The 21,898-nt window shown below is 45.1% G+C and carries 25 protein-coding genes; all 25 read left to right on the forward strand.

The annotated features are described in order from the left end of the window. Positions 1 to 15: 15 nt before the first annotated feature. The 25 genes from GCU39_RS04875 (at position 16) to GCU39_RS04995 (ending at position 21,878) form a co-directional block, all read left to right on the forward strand. Positions 16 to 951 carry a MotE family protein gene (locus GCU39_RS04875; protein ID WP_227793445.1) on the forward strand — a complete coding sequence of 312 codons (936 nt, stop codon included), beginning with the start codon at positions 16 to 18 and terminating at the stop codon, positions 949 to 951. A gap of 29 nt (positions 952 to 980) precedes the next feature. Beyond that, complete coding sequence (locus tag GCU39_RS04880) at positions 981 to 2,396, forward strand: flagellar hook-length control protein FliK (protein ID WP_152392472.1); 1,416 nt, start codon at positions 981 to 983, stop codon at positions 2,394 to 2,396. A 20-nt stretch (positions 2,397 to 2,416) separates the two neighbouring features. Beyond that, a complete protein-coding gene (locus GCU39_RS04885; protein WP_152392473.1) occupies positions 2,417 to 2,986 on the forward strand; it encodes a flagellar hook capping FlgD N-terminal domain-containing protein in 570 nt (189 codons plus the stop codon). After that, positions 2,983 to 3,363, forward strand: coding sequence for a TIGR02530 family flagellar biosynthesis protein (locus tag GCU39_RS04890; RefSeq protein ID WP_152392474.1), 381 nt, complete (start codon positions 2,983 to 2,985; stop codon positions 3,361 to 3,363). Before GCU39_RS04885 ends, GCU39_RS04890 begins: the two co-directional genes overlap by 4 nt. A gap of 97 nt (positions 3,364 to 3,460) precedes the next feature. After that, positions 3,461 to 4,282 carry a flagellar basal body rod protein FlgG gene (flgG, locus tag GCU39_RS04895; protein WP_152392475.1) on the forward strand — a complete coding sequence of 274 codons (822 nt, stop codon included), beginning with the start codon at positions 3,461 to 3,463 and terminating at the stop codon, positions 4,280 to 4,282. A gap of 59 nt (positions 4,283 to 4,341) precedes the next feature. Then, a complete protein-coding gene (locus GCU39_RS04900) occupies positions 4,342 to 4,566 on the forward strand; it encodes a flagellar FlbD family protein (RefSeq protein WP_152392476.1) in 225 nt (74 codons plus the stop codon). Next, entirely contained in the window at positions 4,563 to 5,033 is a 471-nt protein-coding gene (locus GCU39_RS04905; RefSeq protein ID WP_152392477.1) for a flagellar basal body-associated FliL family protein, read from the forward strand. Before GCU39_RS04900 ends, GCU39_RS04905 begins: the two co-directional genes overlap by 4 nt. Positions 5,034 to 5,071: 38 nt before the next feature. Further along, the gene (fliM, locus tag GCU39_RS04910) at positions 5,072 to 6,070 is read left to right on the forward strand and encodes a flagellar motor switch protein FliM (protein WP_152392478.1); all 999 of its coding nucleotides are present in this window, start codon (positions 5,072 to 5,074) and stop codon (positions 6,068 to 6,070) included. Then, positions 6,060 to 7,376: a flagellar motor switch phosphatase FliY gene (gene fliY, locus GCU39_RS04915; RefSeq protein ID WP_152392479.1), complete on the forward strand. Its 1,317-nt coding sequence runs from the start codon at positions 6,060 to 6,062 to the stop codon at positions 7,374 to 7,376. The genes fliM and fliY overlap by 11 nt, the downstream gene beginning before the upstream one ends. A 22-nt stretch (positions 7,377 to 7,398) precedes the next feature. Continuing rightward, on the forward strand, positions 7,399 to 7,764 hold the full coding sequence (locus GCU39_RS04920) for a response regulator (RefSeq protein WP_018757854.1): 366 nt from the start codon (positions 7,399 to 7,401) through the stop codon (positions 7,762 to 7,764). Between the two features lie 5 nt (positions 7,765 to 7,769). After that, the gene (locus GCU39_RS04925) at positions 7,770 to 8,321 is read left to right on the forward strand and encodes a flagellar biosynthetic protein FliO (protein WP_152392480.1); all 552 of its coding nucleotides are present in this window, start codon (positions 7,770 to 7,772) and stop codon (positions 8,319 to 8,321) included. After that, positions 8,318 to 9,076 carry a flagellar type III secretion system pore protein FliP gene (gene fliP / locus GCU39_RS04930; RefSeq protein ID WP_152392481.1) on the forward strand — a complete coding sequence of 253 codons (759 nt, stop codon included), beginning with the start codon at positions 8,318 to 8,320 and terminating at the stop codon, positions 9,074 to 9,076. The genes GCU39_RS04925 and fliP overlap by 4 nt, the downstream gene beginning before the upstream one ends. Before the next feature lie 30 nt (positions 9,077 to 9,106). Next, the gene (fliQ, locus tag GCU39_RS04935; protein ID WP_152392482.1) at positions 9,107 to 9,376 is read left to right on the forward strand and encodes a flagellar biosynthesis protein FliQ; all 270 of its coding nucleotides are present in this window, start codon (positions 9,107 to 9,109) and stop codon (positions 9,374 to 9,376) included. Positions 9,377 to 9,386: 10 nt separating this feature from the next. Continuing rightward, positions 9,387 to 10,181 (forward strand): flagellar biosynthetic protein FliR, encoded by a 795-nt coding sequence (gene fliR, locus GCU39_RS04940; protein ID WP_152392483.1) that lies wholly within the window; start codon positions 9,387 to 9,389, stop codon positions 10,179 to 10,181. Between the two features lie 17 nt (positions 10,182 to 10,198). Continuing rightward, positions 10,199 to 11,293, forward strand: a complete 1,095-nt coding sequence (flhB, locus tag GCU39_RS04945; RefSeq protein ID WP_152392484.1) for a flagellar biosynthesis protein FlhB — start codon at positions 10,199 to 10,201, stop codon at positions 11,291 to 11,293. Positions 11,294 to 11,311: 18 nt separating this feature from the next. After that, positions 11,312 to 13,345 (forward strand): flagellar biosynthesis protein FlhA, encoded by a 2,034-nt coding sequence (gene flhA, locus GCU39_RS04950; protein WP_152392485.1) that lies wholly within the window; start codon positions 11,312 to 11,314, stop codon positions 13,343 to 13,345. Further along, complete coding sequence (flhF, locus tag GCU39_RS04955; protein ID WP_152392486.1) at positions 13,342 to 14,685, forward strand: flagellar biosynthesis GTPase FlhF; 1,344 nt, start codon at positions 13,342 to 13,344, stop codon at positions 14,683 to 14,685. Before flhA ends, flhF begins: the two co-directional genes overlap by 4 nt. After that, the gene (locus GCU39_RS04960) at positions 14,678 to 15,559 is read left to right on the forward strand and encodes a MinD/ParA family protein (RefSeq protein WP_152392487.1); all 882 of its coding nucleotides are present in this window, start codon (positions 14,678 to 14,680) and stop codon (positions 15,557 to 15,559) included. Before flhF ends, GCU39_RS04960 begins: the two co-directional genes overlap by 8 nt. A gap of 26 nt (positions 15,560 to 15,585) precedes the next feature. Then, positions 15,586 to 16,914, forward strand: a complete 1,329-nt coding sequence (locus GCU39_RS04965) for a protein-glutamate methylesterase/protein-glutamine glutaminase (protein ID WP_152392488.1) — start codon at positions 15,586 to 15,588, stop codon at positions 16,912 to 16,914. Between the two features lie 35 nt (positions 16,915 to 16,949). Next, positions 16,950 to 19,046: a chemotaxis protein CheA gene (locus tag GCU39_RS04970; RefSeq protein ID WP_152392489.1), complete on the forward strand. Its 2,097-nt coding sequence runs from the start codon at positions 16,950 to 16,952 to the stop codon at positions 19,044 to 19,046. Positions 19,047 to 19,074: 28 nt separating this feature from the next. After that, entirely contained in the window at positions 19,075 to 19,536 is a 462-nt protein-coding gene (locus tag GCU39_RS04975; RefSeq protein WP_152392490.1) for a chemotaxis protein CheW, read from the forward strand. A 3-nt stretch (positions 19,537 to 19,539) separates the two neighbouring features. Further along, positions 19,540 to 20,160 carry a chemotaxis protein CheC gene (locus GCU39_RS04980; protein ID WP_152392491.1) on the forward strand — a complete coding sequence of 207 codons (621 nt, stop codon included), beginning with the start codon at positions 19,540 to 19,542 and terminating at the stop codon, positions 20,158 to 20,160. After that, the gene (locus GCU39_RS04985) at positions 20,157 to 20,654 is read left to right on the forward strand and encodes a chemotaxis protein CheD (RefSeq protein ID WP_152392492.1); all 498 of its coding nucleotides are present in this window, start codon (positions 20,157 to 20,159) and stop codon (positions 20,652 to 20,654) included. The genes GCU39_RS04980 and GCU39_RS04985 overlap by 4 nt, the downstream gene beginning before the upstream one ends. A gap of 2 nt (positions 20,655 to 20,656) precedes the next feature. Beyond that, positions 20,657 to 21,076, forward strand: a complete 420-nt coding sequence (locus tag GCU39_RS04990) for a hypothetical protein (RefSeq protein WP_152392493.1) — start codon at positions 20,657 to 20,659, stop codon at positions 21,074 to 21,076. A gap of 16 nt (positions 21,077 to 21,092) precedes the next feature. Then, complete coding sequence (locus GCU39_RS04995) at positions 21,093 to 21,878, forward strand: FliA/WhiG family RNA polymerase sigma factor (RefSeq protein WP_152392494.1); 786 nt, start codon at positions 21,093 to 21,095, stop codon at positions 21,876 to 21,878. Positions 21,879 to 21,898: the final 20 nt, after the last annotated feature.

Consider the following 21,898-nt stretch of genomic DNA (forward strand, 5'->3'; position numbering starts at 1 on the left):
GAAGGAGAGATCGGTTTGAAAGAAGCGGATATCGAGAAAAGTTCATACAGTGGGTTTGAACGATTTTTGTTTTTTGTGACACCCATCATTTTTACAATTGTATTGTTATTCGTGTTGCTGGCGTTATTCAATTTCCCAGTTCGTAATACGATCCTTGAGATTGCTCAGAAAATCCCGATTGTTAACCAGTTCGTACCTGAACCGTCATCCAAGACGGCGGTTCAAGGGGGAACAGACACGAACGCGAAGAATGACAATTTAGAGAAAAAAATCGAAGAATTGAATCAATTGCTAGCTGCCAAGGACGCAGAATTGAAGAAATCAACGGCATTAATTGATCAGAAGGATCAAGAGATTACGACATTGAAAGATAACGTCGCTCAGACAGAACAGAAGTTTGAAGAGAAGAAACAAACCGACGAAGCCTATCAAGCTCAGATTACGGGTCTAGCGAACATGTATGCGAAGATGCAGCCTTCCAAGGCAGCACCTGTCATGGAAAGCTTGACGCTCGACGAGCAAGTGCTGGTGCTCCAAGCGATGAAACCAAATGATCGTATTAAAATTCTAGAGAAAATGACACCGAAAGCCGCGGCGGATGCATCGATTCTATTGAAAGATGCACAACCATCCGAGAATCTGGCGATCGCAGCAGTACAAGCGAGATTGAACAAACTTAAAAACGAGGAGAAGAACAAAGTCAAAGACAAGCTGGACAACGTTCAGTTGACTCAGACGTTCCGGAACATGACGCCTAAAAGCGCAGCTTCCCTCATTCTAGAAACCGCTAAAATTAGCGAGGACAAAGCATTGCTTATCCTCAAATCGATCGATGATTCGACGAGATCCCAGATCTTATCGGCCATGACAGAGAATAAAGACACAAAATCGAATAAAGATACGGCGGCCATTGCTGCTAAGCTATTATCCAAAATCATGCCAGCCAAGTAATCGTTCGTACTTGAAAGGAGGTGAAAAAGATGGAAATGATGATTCAATCTACATCAGCTTCGATCAGTGCGAAATCGACGAATGTTTCGGCGACCAAGAGCGCGCCTAGCATGGATAAATCGGGTAATACCTTCGGACAAGTGCTTGGACAATCGATGAATGGACAAGAGGCAGCAAGTGGTACCGGGAACACGGCACCAGTAAACGTACAATCTTTGATAAAAAGTGCATTGGCGACAGATTCTACGGGAGAAATCAGTACTGATCAGCTGATTGAAGCACTTATCGCTTCACTGCAACAATCGGACGGGGAGATTGAGAATAATCCCGATCTATTGAGTCAATTGCAAGAATGGATTAAGTTGGCCGACGAGCTTCTAGCCGTTCTCGCTAACCCTCAACTAATTGTACAGGAGCCATTGAATAACACAGCTGAAATCGATTTGGCTGCTGACCCAGCAACATTGCGTTTTGCGGTTCAAGATAGGCTCGTCCAGCTCGTCACCCTTGTCAAGACAGAGGGAGCAGCAGAGATGCAACCAGCAGCGCTCATGAACAAGTCGACGAGTGCGGAATTCTTACAAACATTGCAGTCGATGTTAGGTGAGATGACAGAGCAATCGAACGACACGACAGCGCCGAAACCAACGAATGCAGCTCGTCAAGCTACACAGTTGATTCAAGCGCTGCAAGCGATCTTGAACAAAGGGAACGCAGTGAATACGGATGCGGTTAAGACGATGGAGCTTCTGTCAGCTCGTCCTATGCAACCGACAGCGATCGTAGGAAATCTTGTGAAGGTTTCATCCGAGAATCAAACAACATTACAACAAGCACAATCAACTTTGAATTCTTCAGGTGATCAATTAGGAACGAATGCAGCATCTGACACAGATGCGTCACCGATTGTCACTGCTGGTCAGATGGCACTACGTGCTCATGATACAACGGTACTTCGGCCTGCGGCTCCTGTGATCCAAGCGCAGAACTTTGCACCTGAGATGAGCCAGTTCATTAAACAATTGGATATTGCGAAATTCAATGGCGTTTCGGAAGCTAAGATCATTCTGTTCCCTGAACATCTTGGTCAAGTGGACATTCGTATTACAGTTCAGAATGGTCACATTGTCGCACAGTTTATGACGGAACATGCAGCAGCCAAAGATATGTTGGATACACAGATGGCTCAGCTCCGTACTGCGCTTCAATCTCAGGGCTTACAAGTTGAGAAGCTTGAAGTAACACAGAACCAGAACCTTCACTCCCAAATGTTCCATGATGGACGTCAGTCGAATCGTGGACAAGCACAAGCGGAGCAGCAGAAGAATCAAGCAGCAGGTCAAGAAGATGGTTCGATCGGTCAATTACAATCGAATCTGCAAGAGGAACAAGCGATACGCCTGAATGGGCTAAGTCGAGGCAGTTCCTTCCATGCAACGGTGTAGAAAGAGAGTAGGTGAATGCAATGGCAAAAGATGTGGTCTCAACCTCGAATATGTGGCCGAACTATAGTCCAACGAATGTGGCGGCAGCAGCGAAGAAGGAGAAGAGCTCCCTCGGGAAGGATGATTTCTTCAAAATCTTGATTACGCAAATGACGAATCAGGATCCGACGCAGCCGCTCAATGACCGTGAGATGATCGCCCAGATGGCTCAGTTCTCCTCGGTAGAACAATTAATGAACATTAATAAGCTGCTGACATCGATGCAGCAATCCCTTGGCTCTTCATCAGGTTTGATTGGGAAGCAGATCAGCTGGAAGACCGAAGGCGATAAACCGGAGATCAAATCAGGTATCGTGGAATCTATCATTATCCGTGAAGGCGTACAATACGCCAAAGTTGGGTCTGATGAAATCCTGCTAAGCAAGATTGATAAGATTGAGAATCCTGCAGATAAGACACCTCCAACGGATGAAACGAAGCCAGAACAGCCAAAACCTGACCAACCGAAGCCTGATGTACCTACGAATGGCAACAGTGATCAACCTGAGGCGGACAAGCCTTCGAATCCAACTGGGGCTAGCGAATCATGACGGATCGGATGACGGTTGGCCAGTTTTATACTGGCAAAATTGCTCCTGCTGGGGTTAGGCCACAAACAGGACGCCCATCAAACGTCAATGATGGAAGCTTTGAAGAGATCCTTCAAAGTAATTTTGTAAGGTTCAGCCAGCATGCCGAAATGCGTCTGCGCCAAAGAGGGATTCAAATGGGCCCAGAGCAGTTATCGAAGTTAGAGACAGCGATCGATAAGGCAGCGGCTAAAGGGGCGAAGGAATCACTCGTTCTCTTGCCAGATACGGCTCTGATTGTGAACATTAAGAATCGAATGGTTGTAACGGCAATGGACCAATCATCCATGAAGGACCATGTGTTCACACAAATTGATAGTGCAATCGTTCTGACATAAAGTGGGCTGGACCTAATCAGGAGGCCTAGGATTGCGGATCGACCGAAGCAATCTATGTATGACAAAGATACGATTAGAATGAGGAGGATATCTATTCATGCTAAGATCGATGTATTCTGGAGTATCCGGTATGCGCGGATTTCAGACGAAACTTGATGTCATCGGTAACAACATTGCGAACGTGAATACGGTTGGATTTAAATCAGGCCGTGTCATGTTTAAAGATATTATGAGTCAAACGGTTGGCGGCGCATCTGCTCCGAACGATGCAGGTCAAGGCGGTATCAACCCGAAACAAATCGGCCTTGGGGTAACCGTTGGTTCGATCGATACGATCCATCTTGGCGGAAGCGCGATGACAACGAACCAGCCGCTTGACCTCCGCATTGACGGCGATGGATTCTTTGCTGTTCAGCTTGGAGATGATCAAGAACAGCCATTTTTGACGCGTGCAGGTAATTTCCATATTGATGCGAATCGCAACATTGTGACAGGAGACGGGATGAGAGTCGTTGCATCCGGCGGTGGTCCGATTGAACCTTTAGAAGACACTGTTACAGGACTTACGATAGCGCAAGATGGAACGCTGATGCTAGCGATGAATGACGGAACCATTCAACAAGGACCGAAGATTGGTATCGTTAAGGTTGTCAATCCAGAGGGTCTTGAGAAAATCGGCGGGAACCTGTATCGCATGACAGCGAATGCGAATCCGGATGGTGCGCTCGAAGTTGTTGATGCGAACAGCACGGAAGCAGGAACGGGTGCAATTATTTCAGGACAATTAGAAATGTCCAACGTTGAATTGACAGCTGAATTCACGGAGATGATCGTTGCGCAGCGCGGTTTCCAAGCTAACTCCCGGATCATCACAACTTCGGACGAAGTTCTGCAAGAGGTTGTTAACTTGAAACGATAAGTTCCTATGATTAAGTAACGGAGGGGAGATTCCCCTCCGCATCTCACAGGAGGGTAGCCATGATCTCACTTACGCGGTTCAACGGTTCCCAGGTATGGATTAACGCTTTACTTATAGAGAGTGTCGAAGAATCACCCGATACATATATTACGCTCGTCACAGGTAAGAAAATCATCGTACTGGAGAAGTCAGCTGATATCATTCGTTTGATGAAAGATTACCTAAGCAGTATTGGTGTGCAAGGCGCGACCATCAAGTTTCAGCAAATGGAGGGACAATCATGAAAAGAATGTTGCCATGGCTAATTACCGTCCTACTCGCCATCACATTAATTATTGTTGCAGCATTTCTCTTGTTCAATTACTGGTCTAAGGATGCGAACAGTTCGAAGGTAGACAGCGCCATTAGTCAGGTAGAGACAAAACAATTGACTGCGGATCAAATCGTTGAAGTGTCTTCTCAAATTACGGATATCAAGACGAACTTGGCTGATACAGGCTATGTCGTGATGATGGGCTTCTCTTTCCAACTTGATAGCAAGAAGACGAAAGAGGAATTCGATAAAATCAAAGATATCACTATTAAGCCGATTATCATTAAGACTTTGGCGGATATGCAGCCAACGGAGCTTAATGGTGCGAAAGGCAAAGATCAACTCTGTGCGAAGCTGACCAACCTAATCAACACTGCACTTCCTAATGGAAAGTTGATCAATATGGGGATTACTGATTTTATTATGACGTCCATATAATTTGGCGATAGAATGATTCCTTTAAGGGGGTGAAACGATTGGTTGATGTATTGTCACAAAATGAGATCGATGCCTTGCTTGCGGCGTTATCTTCCGGCGAGATGGATGCAGAAGAACTGAAAAAGGAAGAATCGCAAAAGAAAATTAGATCTTACGATTTTAAGAGAGCAGTTCGTTTCTCCAAGGATCACATTCGAAGTTTGACACGAATACACGAGAATTTCGCTCGGTATTTGACGACGTATTTCTCAGCACAATTACGTACATTTGTGCAAATCAATGTCGTGCAAGTCGAACAATTGCCGTATGACGAGTTTATCCGATCAATCCCAAAAATGACGATTTTGAACATTTTTGAGGCAGAGCCGCTAGAAGGTCGAATGGTTCTAGAAGTTCATCCTAACGTAGCATTTGCTATGGTTGATCGTTTACTTGGCGGCACCGGCGTAGCTCCTTCGAAGATCAGTGCGCTGACAGAGATCGAGACGATGGTGATGGAACGGATTTTTAGCAGAGCCTTTGATAGTCTACAAGAAGCTTGGAAGACGGTCATCGACATTGCACCGAGACTAGAAGCACTTGAGACAAACCCGCAATTTATGCAAATTGTTTCGCCGAACGAGACGATTGCCTTAATTTCGTTAAGCACCAAAATCGGCGATACGACAGGGATGATTAATCTATGTATCCCGCACGTCGTCATCGAGCCGATCATGTCTAGATTGTCGGTTCACCACTGGTTCGTCTCTCAGAAGAAATCGAGAGCTCCGGAAGAAGTCGAAGTGCTTCGTCAACGGGTGAACAAAGCGAAATTGCCGCTGATTGCTGAGCTTGGTAATTCACAGATATCCATACGCGAATTTTTAAGTTTATCGGTGGGTGATGTTATAACGTTAGAGAAAAAAGTTGAAGAAGGCCTATCGATCCGCGTCGGAGAGAAATTGAAATTTCTTGGCAGTCCGGGTGTCGTTAAAGATCGCGTGGCGATTCAAATTGATGAAATTGTGAGCGAAGGGGTTGAAGAATTTGACGAGTAAAGACTATTTATCTCAAGAGGAAATTGATGCTCTATTGAATCAATCCTCCGCATCATATACAGATGAGGGTTCGAAGTCTGAAATATCCATCAATGATTATTTAACCGCACTGGAACAAGATGCTCTGGGGGAAATTGGTAATATTACGTTTGGAAGTGCAGCCACTGCGCTGTCCACACTTCTTGGGAAAAAAGTCGACATTACGACCCCCCAAGTATCTATCATTTCACGCGAAAATTTCAGCAGTGAGTTCCCAAAACCGCATGTGGCTGTACATGTTACCTATGTTGATGGGTTTGAGGGTATCAATTCGCTGGTTATACATACGAGAGATGCACAAGTCATCGCGAATTTGATGCTTGGTGGAGATGGTCAGATTACGGAAGATGAAGAGCTGAACGATATCCATATTAGCGCTGTACAGGAAGCCATGAATCAAATGATGGGGTCCTCTGCAACGTCGATGTCGACGATCTTCAATCGGTTCGTCAATATCTCGCCTCCAGGGATTGATATTCTCAATATTGAGAGTGGCAGAGGAGTTCAGAAGCTGCCTACAGAAGATTATTTGGTGAAAGTATCGTTCCGCTTAATTATCGGCGATTTAATTGACTCGACAATTATGCAGTTACTTTCGATTTCTTTTGCCAAAGAATTAGTGGCATCGCTACTAGGTGAAGCAGCAGCTGAACCTGAAGCACCAGCGCCTACGCCGGTCGCCAATGAGTCTGTGGCTGCGAATGAGCAGGCAGCAGCTGCCATGCACATGAACCCGAATGCAGGATTCAGCGCAGTTGATCCTACGATTGGTTATGAGCCTACCAACGCACCGTCCATGCCATATGCAGAGCAGCAAGCGCAACAGCCTATGATGCATCAGCAGCCGATGTATGGCCAACCGATGTATGCACAGCCTCAAGCCTATCAACAGCACGGTTATGGCGCACCAATGGGGCAACCTTCGATGCTTGGAAATGGCGCGAATCGAAATGTGCAACAAGTTCAATTTGCTAGTTTTCAGAATACTCCTTATTTACAGACAGAGGAAACTAATCTAAATTTATTATTAGACATTCCGCTGAAAGTGACTGTAGAATTAGGTAGAACCCAGAAGCAAATTAAGGAAATTCTCGAATTATCGCAAGGATCGATTATTGAATTGGACAAGCTCGCAGGGGAACCTGTCGATATATTGGTGAACAACAAGTTAATTGCCAAAGGTGAAGTTGTCGTAATCGATGAGAATTTTGGGGTTCGTGTCACAGATATCGTAAGTCAATGGGATCGTATTCAAAAACTACAATAAGCACTAGGGAGGATTTTTTAACATGTCAAACCGTATTTTAGTCGTAGATGACGCAGCTTTTATGAGAATGATGATTCGTGACATTCTGACGAAGAATGGGTATGAAGTTGTAGGGGAAGCACAAGATGGTGCTCAAGCGATCGAGAAGTTCAAAGAGTTCAAGCCGGACCTCGTAACCATGGATATTACGATGCCTGAGATGGATGGCATCTCTGCGTTGAAAGAAATCAAGAAATTGGATGGTTCCGCAAAAGTCATCATGTGTTCCGCGATGGGACAACAAGCGATGGTTATCGATGCGATTCAAGCGGGTGCCAAAGACTTTATCGTCAAACCATTCCAAGCGGATCGTGTAATTGAAGCGATTAAGAAAACGTTAGGATCCTAAATCGAATGATTTCGTTCCTAGCCCTAGAATCAGACACAGGTAATAATTTGAGCTACTCAGGTGCGGTGATGAATATCATCTGGGTGCTCATCGTTCTCGTAATCATTATCTTTCTAATCGTGTTTGTCATTCGATTCCTAGGACAGAAGAACCGCAACTGGAGCCGAAACCAAGCGATTCGTACGCTTGGGGCGATCGGGCTTGCGCAGAACAAATCGATGCAAGTAGTAGAGATCGGGGATTCGATCTACATTATCGGTGTTGGCGAAGATATACGTCTCATCGATAAGGTGTCGGATCCTGATGAGGTTGCGGTTATTCTTGCTTCCTTTGAGCAGAATCAAACCAGACAAGGGCAAGATATCGCTCCCATTCTCTCGAACTTGATGAAGAAATTTCGTAAATCGGAGGATTCGGCGCCCCTCTCACAAGAGGAACTGAATACCTCCTTTCATGAAGTGTTCCAGAGCAAGTTAAACCGAGTGACAAGCCGGAAGCAGAAGGTAGAGGAATTGCTTCAGGACGAAAATAATTCAGATCGGTTGATGGACAAATGAACAAAAAAGTATTGGTATGCTTAACCGTTGTATTGTTCTTGGCATCGCTGATGGTAGTACAATCCGCTTTTGCGGCTGACCCCATTCCGAATATTAATTTCCAAATCGGGGATGGTGGGGACAAGCCAGGTACGAGTTCGTTGTCATTATTGCTAATTATCACGATTTTAAGTGTTGCGCCTGCGATATTGCTTCTTATGACGAGCTTTACACGCATTGTCATCGTACTTGGGTTCGTACGAACCTCCCTTGGGACTCAGCAGATGCCTCCCAATCAAGTGTTAATAGGTCTAGCCTTATTCATGACATTATTCGTCATGTCTCCTACCCTCTCAGATGTGAACAAAGTTGCTTTGCAGCCCTATTTGAATGGACAAATCTCACAGACGCAGGCTCTAGAAAAGGCCGCAGTTCCAATGAAGAAGTTCATGTTCAAACAGACGAGGGAGAAGGATTTATTACTATTCATGAAGTACACGAAGACAGAGAAACCGAAGAGTTATGAAGACATTCCGATTTCTGTACTCGTGCCCGCATTTGCGATCAGTGAGCTCAAGACCGCGATGCAGATGGGTTTTATGATCTTTATCCCATTTCTAGTCATTGATATGGTCGTCGCGAGTACGCTTATGGCCATGGGGATGATGATGCTTCCACCGGTCATGATCTCATTACCTTTCAAAATATTATTGTTTATACTGGTCGATGGTTGGTATCTCGTTGTGAAGTCATTGTTAACGAGCTTTGGCACATAACGGATCAGGACAGATAGAAGGAGGACGCACATGACCACGGATTTTATTATCGGCCTTGCCGGTCAAGCCGTTTTCACGGTTTTGAAGGTTAGTGCTCCAATGCTTGTGCTAGGATTGCTGGTTGGACTTATAATTAGTATTTTTCAAGCGACGACTCAGATCCAAGAGCAGACACTTGCTTTTGTTCCTAAGATCGTTGCGGTAATGCTTGCCCTTCTCCTTTTTGGACCTTGGCTCTTAACAACCATGATTGATTTCACGCACAATATTTTGGACAATTTAAATCAATTTATCGGGTAGGCGTGAGCGAATGGATTTTATACAAGAGGCTCTCCCTGTTTTTTTGCTAATTTTTTGTCGGATTTCAGCGTTTTTTGTAATAGCGCCTGTCTTTTCATCACGAAATGTGCCGAATCAGTTTAAGATCGGTTTATCCTTTTTCGTCGCATTGATTATTTACTTAAGTTATGGCTTAAGCCAACGGGTGCCATTCGATACCCACTACATATTGCTAGTTATGAGAGAAGTACTTGTTGGATTACTTATTGGTTATTGCGCGGTTTTGTTCATGGCGGTTATTAATACGGCGGCGAGTTTTATTGATATGCAGATTGGGTTCGCGATGGCGAATGTGATCGATCCGTTATCTGGTCAATCCTCACCGATCATGGGGGGATTCAAATATGCCGTTGCCGTGCTGTTATTCCTGATCATGAACGGACACCATTATATGCTCGATGCGATGTTCAAGAGTTATGAATGGATCCCGTTATCCAATGCATTATTCCAGCGAATCTATGATGGGAGTGTCTCGACGTTCCTGATCACGACATTTTCGAACTCGTTCTTGCTTGCATTCCAGTTAGCGGCGCCGATCGTGGTTGCATTATTCTTAACCGATGTTGGGCTCGGATTCCTTGCTCGAACTGCACCGCAATTTAACGTGTTTGTCATTGGGATTCCACTCAAGATTATTGTGGGCTTGGCGATTCTATTGCTCGTCATTCCAGGACTTGCGTATTTGTTCCAACAGCTTTTCGCTACAATGTTCGATTCAATGGAGCAATTAATTCAATTGATTGGTCGTACAGGTGCTGCAACGTGAGAAGGGGAGGGGTAACGGTGAACTTGCGGTATCAACTGGACCTTCAGCTTTTTTCTCAGGAGAAAACGGAGAAAGCAACACCGAAGAAACGGCAAGAATCTCGTCAAAAAGGTCAAGTTGCAAAAAGTCCGGACGTATCTGGTGCTTCCATCCTATTGGGCGCATTTATGTGTCTATTGATGCTTGGAGGTTTCTTTAAAGAACGATTAATGAATCTTTTCACAGATCCGCTGCTTCACCATATGAATATTTCGTTCACGCAAGAGACGATTTTACAATTTTTCGGGCAGATCGCTTTGAATATTCTCATCTTCATGGCACCTATATTCATCATTGCCATCGTGCTTGGTTTGGTTGTGAACTATTTACAAGTCGGGTTCTTATTTACAGGAGATCCGATTAAGATGAAGCTGAGCAAAATTAATCCGATCAGTGGGTTCAAGAACATTATCTCGATGCGATCGCTGGTAGAATTTATGAAGTCGATCCTCAAGCTGACGGTCATAGGACTATTGGTATATACATCCATTATCGGTCAGAAAGCAGAAATTTTGCAGCTCTCGCATCAATCGATTGAACATATTTTCACTTTTGCGGCGAAAGTAACACTTGGGCTCGGGATAAAGATTGCAGCTGTTTTGCTCGTTCTGGCAGGTCTTGATTATTTGTATCAACGCTATGAACATGAGAAGAGTCTTCGCATGTCCAAGCAAGATATTAAAGATGAATATAAGAAAATGGAAGGGGACCCGTTGATAAAAGGAAAGATTCGTGAGCGTCAACGCCGTATGGCTTTATCGCGAATGATGCAGGAAGTACCTAAGGCGGATGTGATTATTACGAATCCAACGCACTTTGCTGTTGCCATTAAATATGACGCGGCAATGATGCAAGCACCACAAATTATTGCAAAGGGGCAAGATTACGTCGCTTTAAAAATCAAAGAGTTAGCGAAAGAGCATAACATCGTTACGATGGAGAACAAACCGCTTGCGCGAGCACTCTTTGCGCGGACGGAGATCGGAGATTCCATCCCTGCAGACCTCTTCCAAGCGGTAGCAGAAGTATTGGCCTATGTCTATAAGTTGAAAGGCAGAGTCAAATCTCGGTAGAAAGGGAGGTAGCGAATCATGAAAATAAGAGATATTACTGTTCTCGCAGGCATTATTGGTATCGTGCTTATGATGGTCCTGCCCATCCCTTCATGGCTGTTGGACGTATTATTAATCATTAACATCTCGACGGCGTTAATGATTCTTCTTATAGCGATGAATTCGAAGGAAGCATTACAGTTCTCGATTTTCCCAGCATTATTGCTCATTACGACGTTATTCCGGTTGGCACTTAATATCTCGACGACCAAACTAATCTTGACGCATGGTGAGGCTGGTCACGTCGTTGCAACGTTCGGTCAATGGGTTGCCCAAGGTGAGATTGCCGTTGGTTTCGTCGTCTTCCTTATCTTGGTTGTCGTACAATTCATCGTTATCACGAAAGGTTCAGAGCGGGTAGCCGAGGTTGCAGCTCGCTTCACACTCGATGCGATGCCAGGTAAACAGATGAGTATTGACGCAGATTTGAATGCGGGACTCATTAATGAACAACAAGCGAAGGAACGGCGTTCAAAGATTGAGAAAGAAGCAGACTTCTACGGCGCAATGGATGGAGCGAGTAAGTTCGTCAAAGGGGATGCGATCGCCTCGATCATCATCTTGATTATCAACTTAATTGGCGGATTTATTATCGGTATGGCTGTTCACGGCATGCCTTTTGGCGAAGCACTTAGCCGATATACGATTCTATCGATCGGGGACGGCTTGGTGAGTCAGATCCCTGCATTATTGATCTCGACAGCGGCTGGTTTGATCGTTACTCGCGCAGCATCGGATGGTAACTTGGCACAGGATCTTAGTGCGCAAGTATTCGCTTATCCGAAATTGATCTACATTGTCGTGGGTACAATTACGATCCTTGGATTGTTTACGCCAATTGGCCCATGGGCGACGCTTCCATTCGGTGCCTTACTCTTGTTCGCTGCACGCAAGATGCAGAAGACGATGGATAAGAAGCAAGCGGAAGAAGAACTTCAGGTGGAAGAGCAACAGATCGAAGAAGTTCGGAGCCCTGAAAGTGTTATTAACTTATTGCAAGTTGATCCAATCGAATTTGAATTTGGATATGGACTGATTCCATTAGCAGATACGCAACAAGGTGGAGATTTACTTGACAGGATCATCATGATCAGACGTCAATGTGCTCTGGAACTAGGACTTGTGGTCCCTGTTATCCGAATTCGCGACAATATTCAACTAAAACCGAATGAATACGTCATAAAAATTAAAGGAAATACCGTCGCCGGTGGTGAATTACTAATTAATCATTATTTGGCAATGAGTCCTGGGTATGATGATGATTCGATTACAGGGATCGACACGACAGAGCCGGCTTTTGGCCTACCTGCCCTATGGATCGATGAACCTACGAAGGAACGTGCTGAATTGGCAGGATATACAGTAGTAGATCCGCCATCTGTCGTTGCAACGCATTTGACAGAAATTATTAAGAAGCATGCATATGAGCTGCTAGGACGACAAGAGACAAAAGCCCTGGTGGATAACGTTAAGGAATCTTACCCTGTGCTTGTCGATGAGCTGATCCCGAATGTGCTTACCGTCGGTGAAGTACAGAAAGTTCTGGCGAAGCTGCTTCGCGAGAAAATTTCGATTCGAGACCTCGTGACGATTTTTGAGACGCTCGCGGATTATGGCGCGTATTCGAAGGATCCTGAAGTTTTAACGGAATATGTCCGCCAATCGCTATCCAGACAAATCACGCAGCAATTTACTGCACAAGGTGAGACGCTTCGTGTCATTACAGTTGGCCCTGCATTAGAAAAGAAAATTGCGGAGAGTGTACAGTCTTCGGACCAAGGAAGCTATCTCGCTTTAGATCCGAATTCGACACAGATTGTGTTCCAGAAGATCACTGAACAGGTACAGCGATTAATCCAATCAGGTCATCAACCCGTAGTGTTGACATCACCGACGATTCGGATGTACTTGCGTCAAGTGATCGAACGAATGATGCAGGATATTCCCGTACTATCGTATAGCGAATTAGAACCAAATGTTGAAATTCAAAGTGTAGGGGTGGTGAACTTATGAGAGTAAAACGCTATATCGTAGAGACCATGCCGACAGCGATGCAGCAAATTCGAGCCGAGCTTGGGAATGATGCCGTTATTTTAAGTACAAAAGACCTATATATCGGTGGCTTCCTCGGTATGTTTCGAAAGAAGCGCATTGAAGTGGTTGCTGCCGTCGATAAGGCTCCAGTCCCACCTGCGAAATCAGTAGATACTCGACAAGTTCGCTCCCTATCAACGCAACAAAATGCAGTGGATGATGGTGCAGTTGCAACGCTAATCGCAGCTGCATCTACGGCGTCCAATAAACATGCGGCATCGGCTTACAGGTCAGTTCAAAGTCAGGAGATTGGCGCAATTGGATCAGTAGGGCAACCAACCGCTTCTTCTGTCCTAGTCACCAGTCATGCTGAACCACAACGCCCTCCTGAGCCCAGCCCGATTGTTGGAATTGGGAAACCTCAACAAGGACAAGCCGTTCGCGAAGATTTGATCTTTGATGAACTGCGGCAAGTGAAAGAATCCATTGCTAGATTATCGAAACAGTCGATCGGGATGAACGAGGATGAGGTTTATGAGCCTGTCATCTCATTACTTCAAGAACAAGAGATTGCCTCCCATGTCATTGACACCTGGTTAGATGAATATAAGCAAATGCTGGCGTCGAGTGAGCAGGAAGGCTCAGCCGAGCAGTTTGCCACTTTTGTTCGAGACGGGATGAGACAGCAGATCCAATCTGTATCGCCGGAAGGCATTCAAAGTCATACTCGTGTTATTTATGTCGCTGGTCCTACAGGGGTTGGGAAGACAACAACGATTGCGAAGCTTGCAGCGGATCAATTATTCCGTCATGGGCGGAAGGTTGGATTTATTACGTCAGATACCTATCGGATTGCTGCTGTAGAGCAGCTTCGTACGTATGCGACAATCCTCAATATTCCATTAGAAGTGGTGAATTCACCAGCGGATCTCATGCGTGCCATGAAGGCGCTTGAACATTGCGATTTAATATTTATGGATACAGCTGGTCGTAATTTCCGCAATGAATTGTTGGTCTCGGAACTGAATAGTCTATTGAAGCCTTTGGATGCGAGCGAGACCTACCTCGTTCTTAGCTTGACCGCGAAATATCGGGATATGGCGAAGGTCGTAGAGCATTTTCAGAAGTATCAATTGGATAAGGTTATTTTTACGAAGTTGGATGAGACAGGGACCTATGGATCAATTCTGAATGTCATCCATGATTATCATTTGAAGTTGTCATACATAACGGATGGCCAGAATGTGCCCGAAGATATTCGACTGTTAGAGTCCGAGAGGATCATTCAACTTATTTTAGGAGAAGAAGTGCATGTTTGATCAAGCTCAAGCACTCAGGAATCTTGTTAATCGTCACAATCAAATGCAAGGCTCCCAGCGCAATACACGAATTGTTACAGTGACGAGTGGTAAAGGTGGCGTTGGAAAATCGAACTTTACCTTGAATTTTGCACTTAAGCTGCAATCGCTTGGACAGAAAGTGCTTGTGTTTGATGCCGATCTTGGGATGGCCAATATCGATGTTTTAATGGGTGTGAATTCAAGGGTGAACCTCTACCATCTCTTGAAGAGAGAGAAGACGATTTGGGAGGTTATTCTCAAAGGTCCGAACGACCTGCATTTTATTGCAGGGGGGTCCGGGTTCCAAGAACTACTCACACTGCCCGAGGAGGAGTTGCTCTATTTCACTGAACAAGTGCATGCAATTTCTGGGGAATATGACATCATTCTTTTCGATACGGGGGCAGGGTTATCCAAGGAAACGTTAAATTTCATCCTCTCAGCCGAAGAGACCATTGTCGTTACGACACCAGAGCCAACTTCGATTACAGATGCATACGCTCTGATCAAGATTGTACATCGGATGAATCCAAAGGTTGAATTTCGTCTAGTCGTAAATCGGGTATCAGGTCTACAAGAGGGGATACAGACATCGAACAAAATTAATTTAGTCTCCGAGCAATTTCTTGATCTGAAAATCCCAACCCTTGGGTATGTCATGGATGATGCACATGTCTCAAATGCGGTGAAAAAGCAAGTTCCTTTTACCATTGCATTCCCGCAGAGTGCGTCAAGTCGCGACGTCGAACAGTTAGCCCAAGCTTATCTTAATAAATCAAGTCAACCTCCACGATTGCCTTCGGAAGGCGGAGTAAAAGGATTCCTAACTAGAATGCTGAAATTTATGAAATAATCCTTTTCAAAGGAAGTGAGGCCGAGATGCAAGTCTTCAAAGTATTGGTTATCGATGATTCCGCATTTATGCGTAAATATATTTCAGATATGGTGACATCGGATACACAATTCGAGGTAGTGGACACGGCGAAGAACGGGCAAGAAGCTGTTGAGAAGGTTAAATCATTAAATCCAGATGTCATCACGATGGATATTGAAATGCCTGTTATGAACGGGCTTGAAGCGCTGAAGGTGATTATGGAAGATCATCCGACGCCTGCCATAATGTTATCTAGTTTTACGGAGAAGGGCGCTAGAGAGACTATTCTTGCGTTGGAGTTAGGGGCATTTGATTTTATTCAGAAGCCGTCAGGGACAATTTCTTGTGACATTCATGTGGTATCCGAGCATTTACATGAGCGATTGCGTGCTGCGATTACGTCAAAGATGAAGAAGCGGCCGATTCAAGTTAACGTCGTTACCGAGTCCGAGTCCATTGAGGGCGGTTCACCAAAGGTACCTATTCCACCGATATCAGCAGCTCCGGCAGCACCCGTGATTCCGGTGAAGAAGGAGTTCATCGATTCTGTCAGGAAACCGATGATTCAGGAACGCCAAGAATTACAATATCGAACACCTCTCTCACCAAAGAAACTGGAGCCGATCAAGCCGGAGGCGCCGAAATGGGATCGCAAATTACATACAGTTGAAACGATTCGAGAGACGGCCGCCACCCTTGCGTCTGTTCCACCTAACGAAGTTAGGGAGTCGAAAATAAAGCAGTCAAAACGAACAACCTTCAATCAACTGGTCGCCGTAGGATCATCGACGGGCGGGCCACGGGCGCTCAAGGAGCTCCTTACTGGTATTCCAGAAGATTTTCCGGCTCCGATTGTTATCGTGCAGCACATGCCAGCAAATTTCACGAAGTCGTTAGCGCAAAGATTGAACACCTTCTGCCAGATACGGGTTGTCGAAGCAGAGAACGGGGATCGTCTAGAACCAGGTACAGCCTATATTGCTCCAGGCGGTTGGCATATGACCATCAGGCGTGAAGCCAAGGGAACGTGTGTCGTTGAGTTAGATAAACAGGAACTTAGAAATGGACATCGTCCTTCCGTCGATATCCTGTTCGAATCATTGATTCCATTAAAGGATCTCGAGAAGCATATCGTATTACTTACCGGAATGGGCAGTGATGGTGCACGAGCGATGAAGTCACTCACAGAACATGGCGTGAAGTCAACCTTTGCTGAGAGTGAGGAGTCCTGCGTGGTTTATGGGATGCCGAGATCTGCGATTGAGCTAGGCTGTGTTAAACATATATTGCCGATTCAAGAAATAGCTCCAAAATTATTGCAAGTCGTCAAGTAAATTGAAATTGTGACTTCACTGAGGGGGTGCTTGTAATGGAAATGAATCAATATTTATCAATGTTTATTGACGAGTCAACCGATCATTTGCAATCGTTGAACGACAATATGATGCAGCTTGAGAACAACCCAGAAGATATCAGCATCGTACAAGTCATATTCCGTTCCGCACACACACTTAAGGGCATGTCCGCGACGATGGGGTTCAACGACCTGGCGTCACTTACCCATCAAATGGAGAACGTGCTCGACTTGGTTCGTAACAACGAGCTGAAGATGAATGAATTTATTTTTGACACGTTATTCAAAAGCTTAGACGCTCTTGAGACGATGGTGCAAGATATTACGCAAGGTGGCGAAGGAAAAGCGGATGTATCAAACATCGTAGCGGCGCTGCAGTCCATTGTTCGCGGTGATTACGGACAAGCAGGAGCAGCAGGTGAGGCGCAGGCTTCCGGAGCACAGAATACGACGACGGAATTCCGCCTCGATGAATATCAATATGCCGTATTAGAGCAATCGATTAAGACAGGGCTTCCTGTGTTCTATCTAGATGTCGTGATTCGCGAAGATTGTGTCCTGAAGGGTGTTAGAGCCTACATGGTATTTAATGCCTTAGAAGAGAACGGGGAAGTCGTTAAGTCGAATCCATCAGTTCAAGATATCGAGCAGGAGAAATTTGAACGCAGCTTCTCTGTTTATTACATATCGAAGATTGACCAAGAGTCACTTCATCAATTAATCTCAGGTATCTCAGAAATCGAACAAGTCAATATTCTGGCGGTTGATGAAGAATCATTGATACAGATTAGCCAGGAAGATGAGCAAGTCAATGAAGCTACATCACAAATCCTTCAAGCGGTGAAGGAAACTGCAGCAACGGCAGCTCCGGTGGCATCTGCAGCAGCGGAAGCGACGCCAGCGCGTCGTTCAGCACCAGTCAAGCCAGCAGCATCAACAAACGGTTCAGCTTCACAAGCAGGATCGAGAACCATTCGTGTTGATATCGATCGACTGGATGTATTAATGAATCTATTCAGTGAACTATTGATCGATCGTGTTCGACTCGAACAGCTTGCTAGTGATCTTAAGAGTCAAGATTTAACAGAGACTGTCGAGCACATGGCGCGCGTAAGCGGCGATCTACAGAACATTGTTCTGAAGCTGCGGATGGTTCCGATTGATACAGTCTTCAACCGCTTCCCGCGGATGATTCGCGACTTGGCAAAATCGCTTGACAAGAAGGTTGATCTTGTTATCACTGGAGCGGATACAGAGCTAGACCGTACAGTGATCGAAGAGATTGGGGATCCGCTGGTTCACTTGTTGCGCAATGCGGTGGATCATGGGATCGAATCCATTGCGGAGCGTGTTGAATCCGGCAAGTCTGAGACAGGGACACTTGAGCTTCGCGCATTCCATAGTGGAAATTCTGTCTTTATTGAAATTCAAGATGACGGTAAAGGAATAAATCGTGAGAAAGTATTAAAGACAGCAATTAAGAATGACGTCGTTCGCGCGGATGAAGCAAATGCGATGACGGATGAGCAAGTCTATCAGTTATTGTTCGCACCTGGATTTAGTACAGCGGATAAAGTATCTGATATCTCAGGGCGTGGCGTAGGTCTTGATGTGGTGAAGTCGAAGATCCTCTCCTTAGGTGGGAATGTATCGGTAGATTCCAATTGGGGCGCTGGTTCGAAGTTCTCTGTTCAGTTGCCGCTAACGCTCTCCATTATCGCAGCGATGCTCGTGCGTGTTGGCGAAGAGAAGTACGCTCTACCATTGTCCTCGATTGTGGAGACAATGATTGTTGATCATAAGAACATCAGACATGTTCATGGAACCAAAATGATTGATTATCGTGACACGGTCATCCCAATTGTAGCGTTAGCAGATATCTTCGATTGTCCGAAGTCAAGCGACGCCCAGAAAGAATCGTCTGATGTGATCGTTATTCGTAAAGGCGAACGTCTAGCAGCATTCATGGTCGATGATTTCATCGGTCAGATGGAGATCGTCATCAAGACGTTAGGCAAATATTTAACGAATATCCATGGCATTTCTGGGGCAACAATCCTTGGAGACGGTCAAGTGGCGCTTATCATTGATCCAAACGCATTGGTGAAATAGAAGGAAATAGTAGGAGGAGGTTCTACCCATGGAAGAAGATATTAAAGTTATCGTATTTGCACTCGGAACAGAAGAATATGGTGTCGAAGTTGATAGCGTAAAGACGATTGAGCGTTTGTCTCCAATTACTCGCGTTCCCAAGACGTATCACTTTGTCAAAGGCGTGATTAACTTACGCGGTGTCGTTGTTCCTGTGATTGATTTACGCGGACGTTTTGGTCTACCTGAGACGGAGCACACGGAACATACACGTATCATTATCGTTAATGTGAATGAAATGGAAGTCGGATTTATTGTTGATACAGCTAATGATGTCATTGATCTCAACACGGATCTCATTGAATCTCCGCCTGAAGTGGTCGGTGGAATCAAAGCAAAATATTTGCGCGGTGTCGCAAAGGTTGGGAACGATCGATTGTTGATTATGTTGAATCTACCAGAAGTGCTTAACAAACAAGAGATTATTCAACTTGAAGATATGGGAGAATAAGCAGTGGAAATTTTTCGAAATTTAGCAGAAGTCAATGTTGATGTTCTGAGAGAAGTCGGAAATATTGGTGCTGGCCATGCAGCGACTGCATTATCTCGATTGGTGGATAAACCAATCGACATGGCTGTTCCAGCTGTACGCATGCTGCCTTTTGACGAGATAGCTGAGCAGGTGGGTGGCCCAGAGCAGATTGTTATTGCCACGTTCCTTCGTGTGGAGGGCGATGCACCAGGTAATCTGTTTTTCCTTATGAAGCCGAGCGCTTCTAAAAAATTACTTCGCTCCTTATCCGGGATTGAAGTCGTATCAGATGATGAGTACACAGAAATGGAAATATCCGCTCTATCAGAGATCGGTAACATCCTTGCGGGCTCCTATCTCTCATCATTAGCAGATTTTACGGGGTTGTTCATGACTCCGACTGTGCCAGCTCTTGCAATAGATATGGCCGGTGCAATATTAAGTTATGGATTGATGCAATTTGGTCAAATGGGCGATGGCGCACTTCTAATAGACACGACCTTCTTAGAGGGAGACGAGGAAGTGGAAGGACAGTTTTTTCTGATTCCAGACCCATCGTCTTTTGCGAAAATATTTCGTGCATTGGGAGTACCTTACGAATGATAGAAGACTTGCAAATCGTGAAAGTAGGGATGGCGGATTTGAACGTCGTCCAGGGAAGTGGCATTATACGCACGACAGGTTTAGGCTCTTGTGTGGGGCTAACATTATATGATTCAATAGCACAAATTGCCGGCATGGCTCATGTCATGCTCCCTTCTTCAGATACGGCGCGTGAAGGTCAATTGAATCTGATGAAATATGCGGACACAGCTATCCCCGTTCTGATCGAGAAGATGGAGAAGTTAGGCGGTCAGCGGAGACGAATGGGAGCCAAAATGGCCGGAGGCGCGCAGATGTTCGCTTTTAATTCCATGTCGGATACGATGCGGATAGGCCCGCGGAATGTTGAGAACTGCAAAGAGATGTTAATGAAGCTTTCGATTCCACTCCTTGCGGAAGATACAGGCGGGAATTTTGGTAGAACGATAGAAATGAATTGTCAGACAGGTATTTTACATATTCGCAGCGTTCAAATGGGTGTGAAGGAACTATGAAGATGACAGGGAATATTCGTTGGAATGTTGGATTTGGTATTGCGGGCTTTGCGTTTACATTTTTACTATCCGTTCAGAACAACTTGCTAACGACAAGTCTTGTACGCAGTGTTTATGCTTTTCTGATTTGGTTTGTGATCGCCTTCATCATAAGAGCTATTCTGTTTCAACTTCTTGCTAGTAAAGAGGTTGCAGCATCATCGACGGACCAAGGGTCAGTTGATTCGGTTGGTGGACAGCTTGATCTCGTTATTCCTGATGAGTCAGAAGAACTGCACAATATGCTCAAACCATCAACACCTAAGGAACAAATCGCCGTTCAGGAAGGATTCGTACCTTTGAATCCCCCGAAGATCGTGAAGTTAAGTGATCAAGACCCTGAACAAATGGCAAAGGTAATTCGTCACCTGACAGAAGATTAAGGAGGGCGAAATGTAAATGTTAGATAATAAAATCTCTCATCTATCGAACTATGATCTCTGGGAAAGCTGGAGAGAGGGCGGTCAGATTGAAGCGAAGAAACAATTGATCGAGCAATACTTATCAATCGTGGATTATGTATCAAATCGGCTGGCCATTGGATTGCCGAAGAACGTAAGCAAAGACGATTTAGCGAGTAACGGCGTCGTAGGCTTGATCGATGCTATTGAGAAGTTCGATTACAAACGTGGATTACAGTTCGAGACCTACGCATCATGGCGCGTTCGCGGGGCGATACTCGACGGACTGCGTCAAGGGGACTGGGTGCCACGTTCTGTACGAGAGAAGTCGAAGAAAATTGAAGAGGCCTATCAACATCTAGAACAGCGTTATTTGCGTTCTGTGACCGACGCTGAGATGAGCGAGTACCTGGATGTATCGGAGAAAGATTTCCAACAGATGCTGCAGGATGTCGCGGTTACGAGTGTCTGCTCGCTGGAGGATCCGATCCGAGACGAAGAGTCCGAGACACGACTTTCTCTGCTAATTGATGAGAAAGCGAAAAATCCGGATTATAAGGTAAATGAGTTCTTCTTGAAAGAATCCTTAGTTAAAGGAATTGAGAAGTTAACGGAGAAAGAACGGACAGTTGTCTCGCTATTCTATTACGAGGATCTATCTCTTAGTGAAATTGCGGAAGTGATGTCGCTCTCTCCTTCGCGTATCTCTCAATTGCATTCCAAGGCAATCTTGAGATTGCGTGGTTCACTGGATAAGTACAAAAATCAACTTCTATATAACTAGGTGTTGGATAGAGGAGGGTG

Source organism: Paenibacillus guangzhouensis (genome assembly GCF_009363075.1).
GTDB lineage: Bacteria > Bacillota > Bacilli > Paenibacillales > Paenibacillaceae > Paenibacillus_K > Paenibacillus_K guangzhouensis.

Coding starts and splice junctions, on each gene's coding strand:
- GCU39_RS04970 (WP_152392489.1), top strand. CDS start 16,950: ATGGAAATGAATCAATATTTATCAATGTTTATTGACGAGTCAACCGAT.
- GCU39_RS04900 (WP_152392476.1), top strand. CDS start 4,342: ATGATCTCACTTACGCGGTTCAACGGTTCCCAGGTATGGATTAACGCT.
- GCU39_RS04975 (WP_152392490.1), top strand. CDS start 19,075: ATGGAAGAAGATATTAAAGTTATCGTATTTGCACTCGGAACAGAAGAA.
- flhF (WP_152392486.1), top strand. CDS start 13,342: ATGAGAGTAAAACGCTATATCGTAGAGACCATGCCGACAGCGATGCAG.
- fliR (WP_152392483.1), top strand. CDS start 9,387: ATGGATTTTATACAAGAGGCTCTCCCTGTTTTTTTGCTAATTTTTTGT.
- GCU39_RS04920 (WP_018757854.1), top strand. CDS start 7,399: ATGTCAAACCGTATTTTAGTCGTAGATGACGCAGCTTTTATGAGAATG.
- GCU39_RS04960 (WP_152392487.1), top strand. CDS start 14,678: ATGTTTGATCAAGCTCAAGCACTCAGGAATCTTGTTAATCGTCACAAT.
- flgG (WP_152392475.1), top strand. CDS start 3,461: ATGCTAAGATCGATGTATTCTGGAGTATCCGGTATGCGCGGATTTCAG.
- GCU39_RS04985 (WP_152392492.1), top strand. CDS start 20,157: ATGATAGAAGACTTGCAAATCGTGAAAGTAGGGATGGCGGATTTGAAC.
- GCU39_RS04995 (WP_152392494.1), top strand. CDS start 21,093: ATGTTAGATAATAAAATCTCTCATCTATCGAACTATGATCTCTGGGAA.
- flhA (WP_152392485.1), top strand. CDS start 11,312: ATGAAAATAAGAGATATTACTGTTCTCGCAGGCATTATTGGTATCGTG.
- GCU39_RS04885 (WP_152392473.1), top strand. CDS start 2,417: ATGGCAAAAGATGTGGTCTCAACCTCGAATATGTGGCCGAACTATAGT.
- GCU39_RS04905 (WP_152392477.1), top strand. CDS start 4,563: ATGAAAAGAATGTTGCCATGGCTAATTACCGTCCTACTCGCCATCACA.
- GCU39_RS04965 (WP_152392488.1), top strand. CDS start 15,586: ATGCAAGTCTTCAAAGTATTGGTTATCGATGATTCCGCATTTATGCGT.
- fliP (WP_152392481.1), top strand. CDS start 8,318: ATGAACAAAAAAGTATTGGTATGCTTAACCGTTGTATTGTTCTTGGCA.
- GCU39_RS04890 (WP_152392474.1), top strand. CDS start 2,983: ATGACGGATCGGATGACGGTTGGCCAGTTTTATACTGGCAAAATTGCT.
- GCU39_RS04925 (WP_152392480.1), top strand. CDS start 7,770: ATGATTTCGTTCCTAGCCCTAGAATCAGACACAGGTAATAATTTGAGC.
- GCU39_RS04880 (WP_152392472.1), top strand. CDS start 981: ATGGAAATGATGATTCAATCTACATCAGCTTCGATCAGTGCGAAATCG.
- GCU39_RS04990 (WP_152392493.1), top strand. CDS start 20,657: ATGACAGGGAATATTCGTTGGAATGTTGGATTTGGTATTGCGGGCTTT.
- fliQ (WP_152392482.1), top strand. CDS start 9,107: ATGACCACGGATTTTATTATCGGCCTTGCCGGTCAAGCCGTTTTCACG.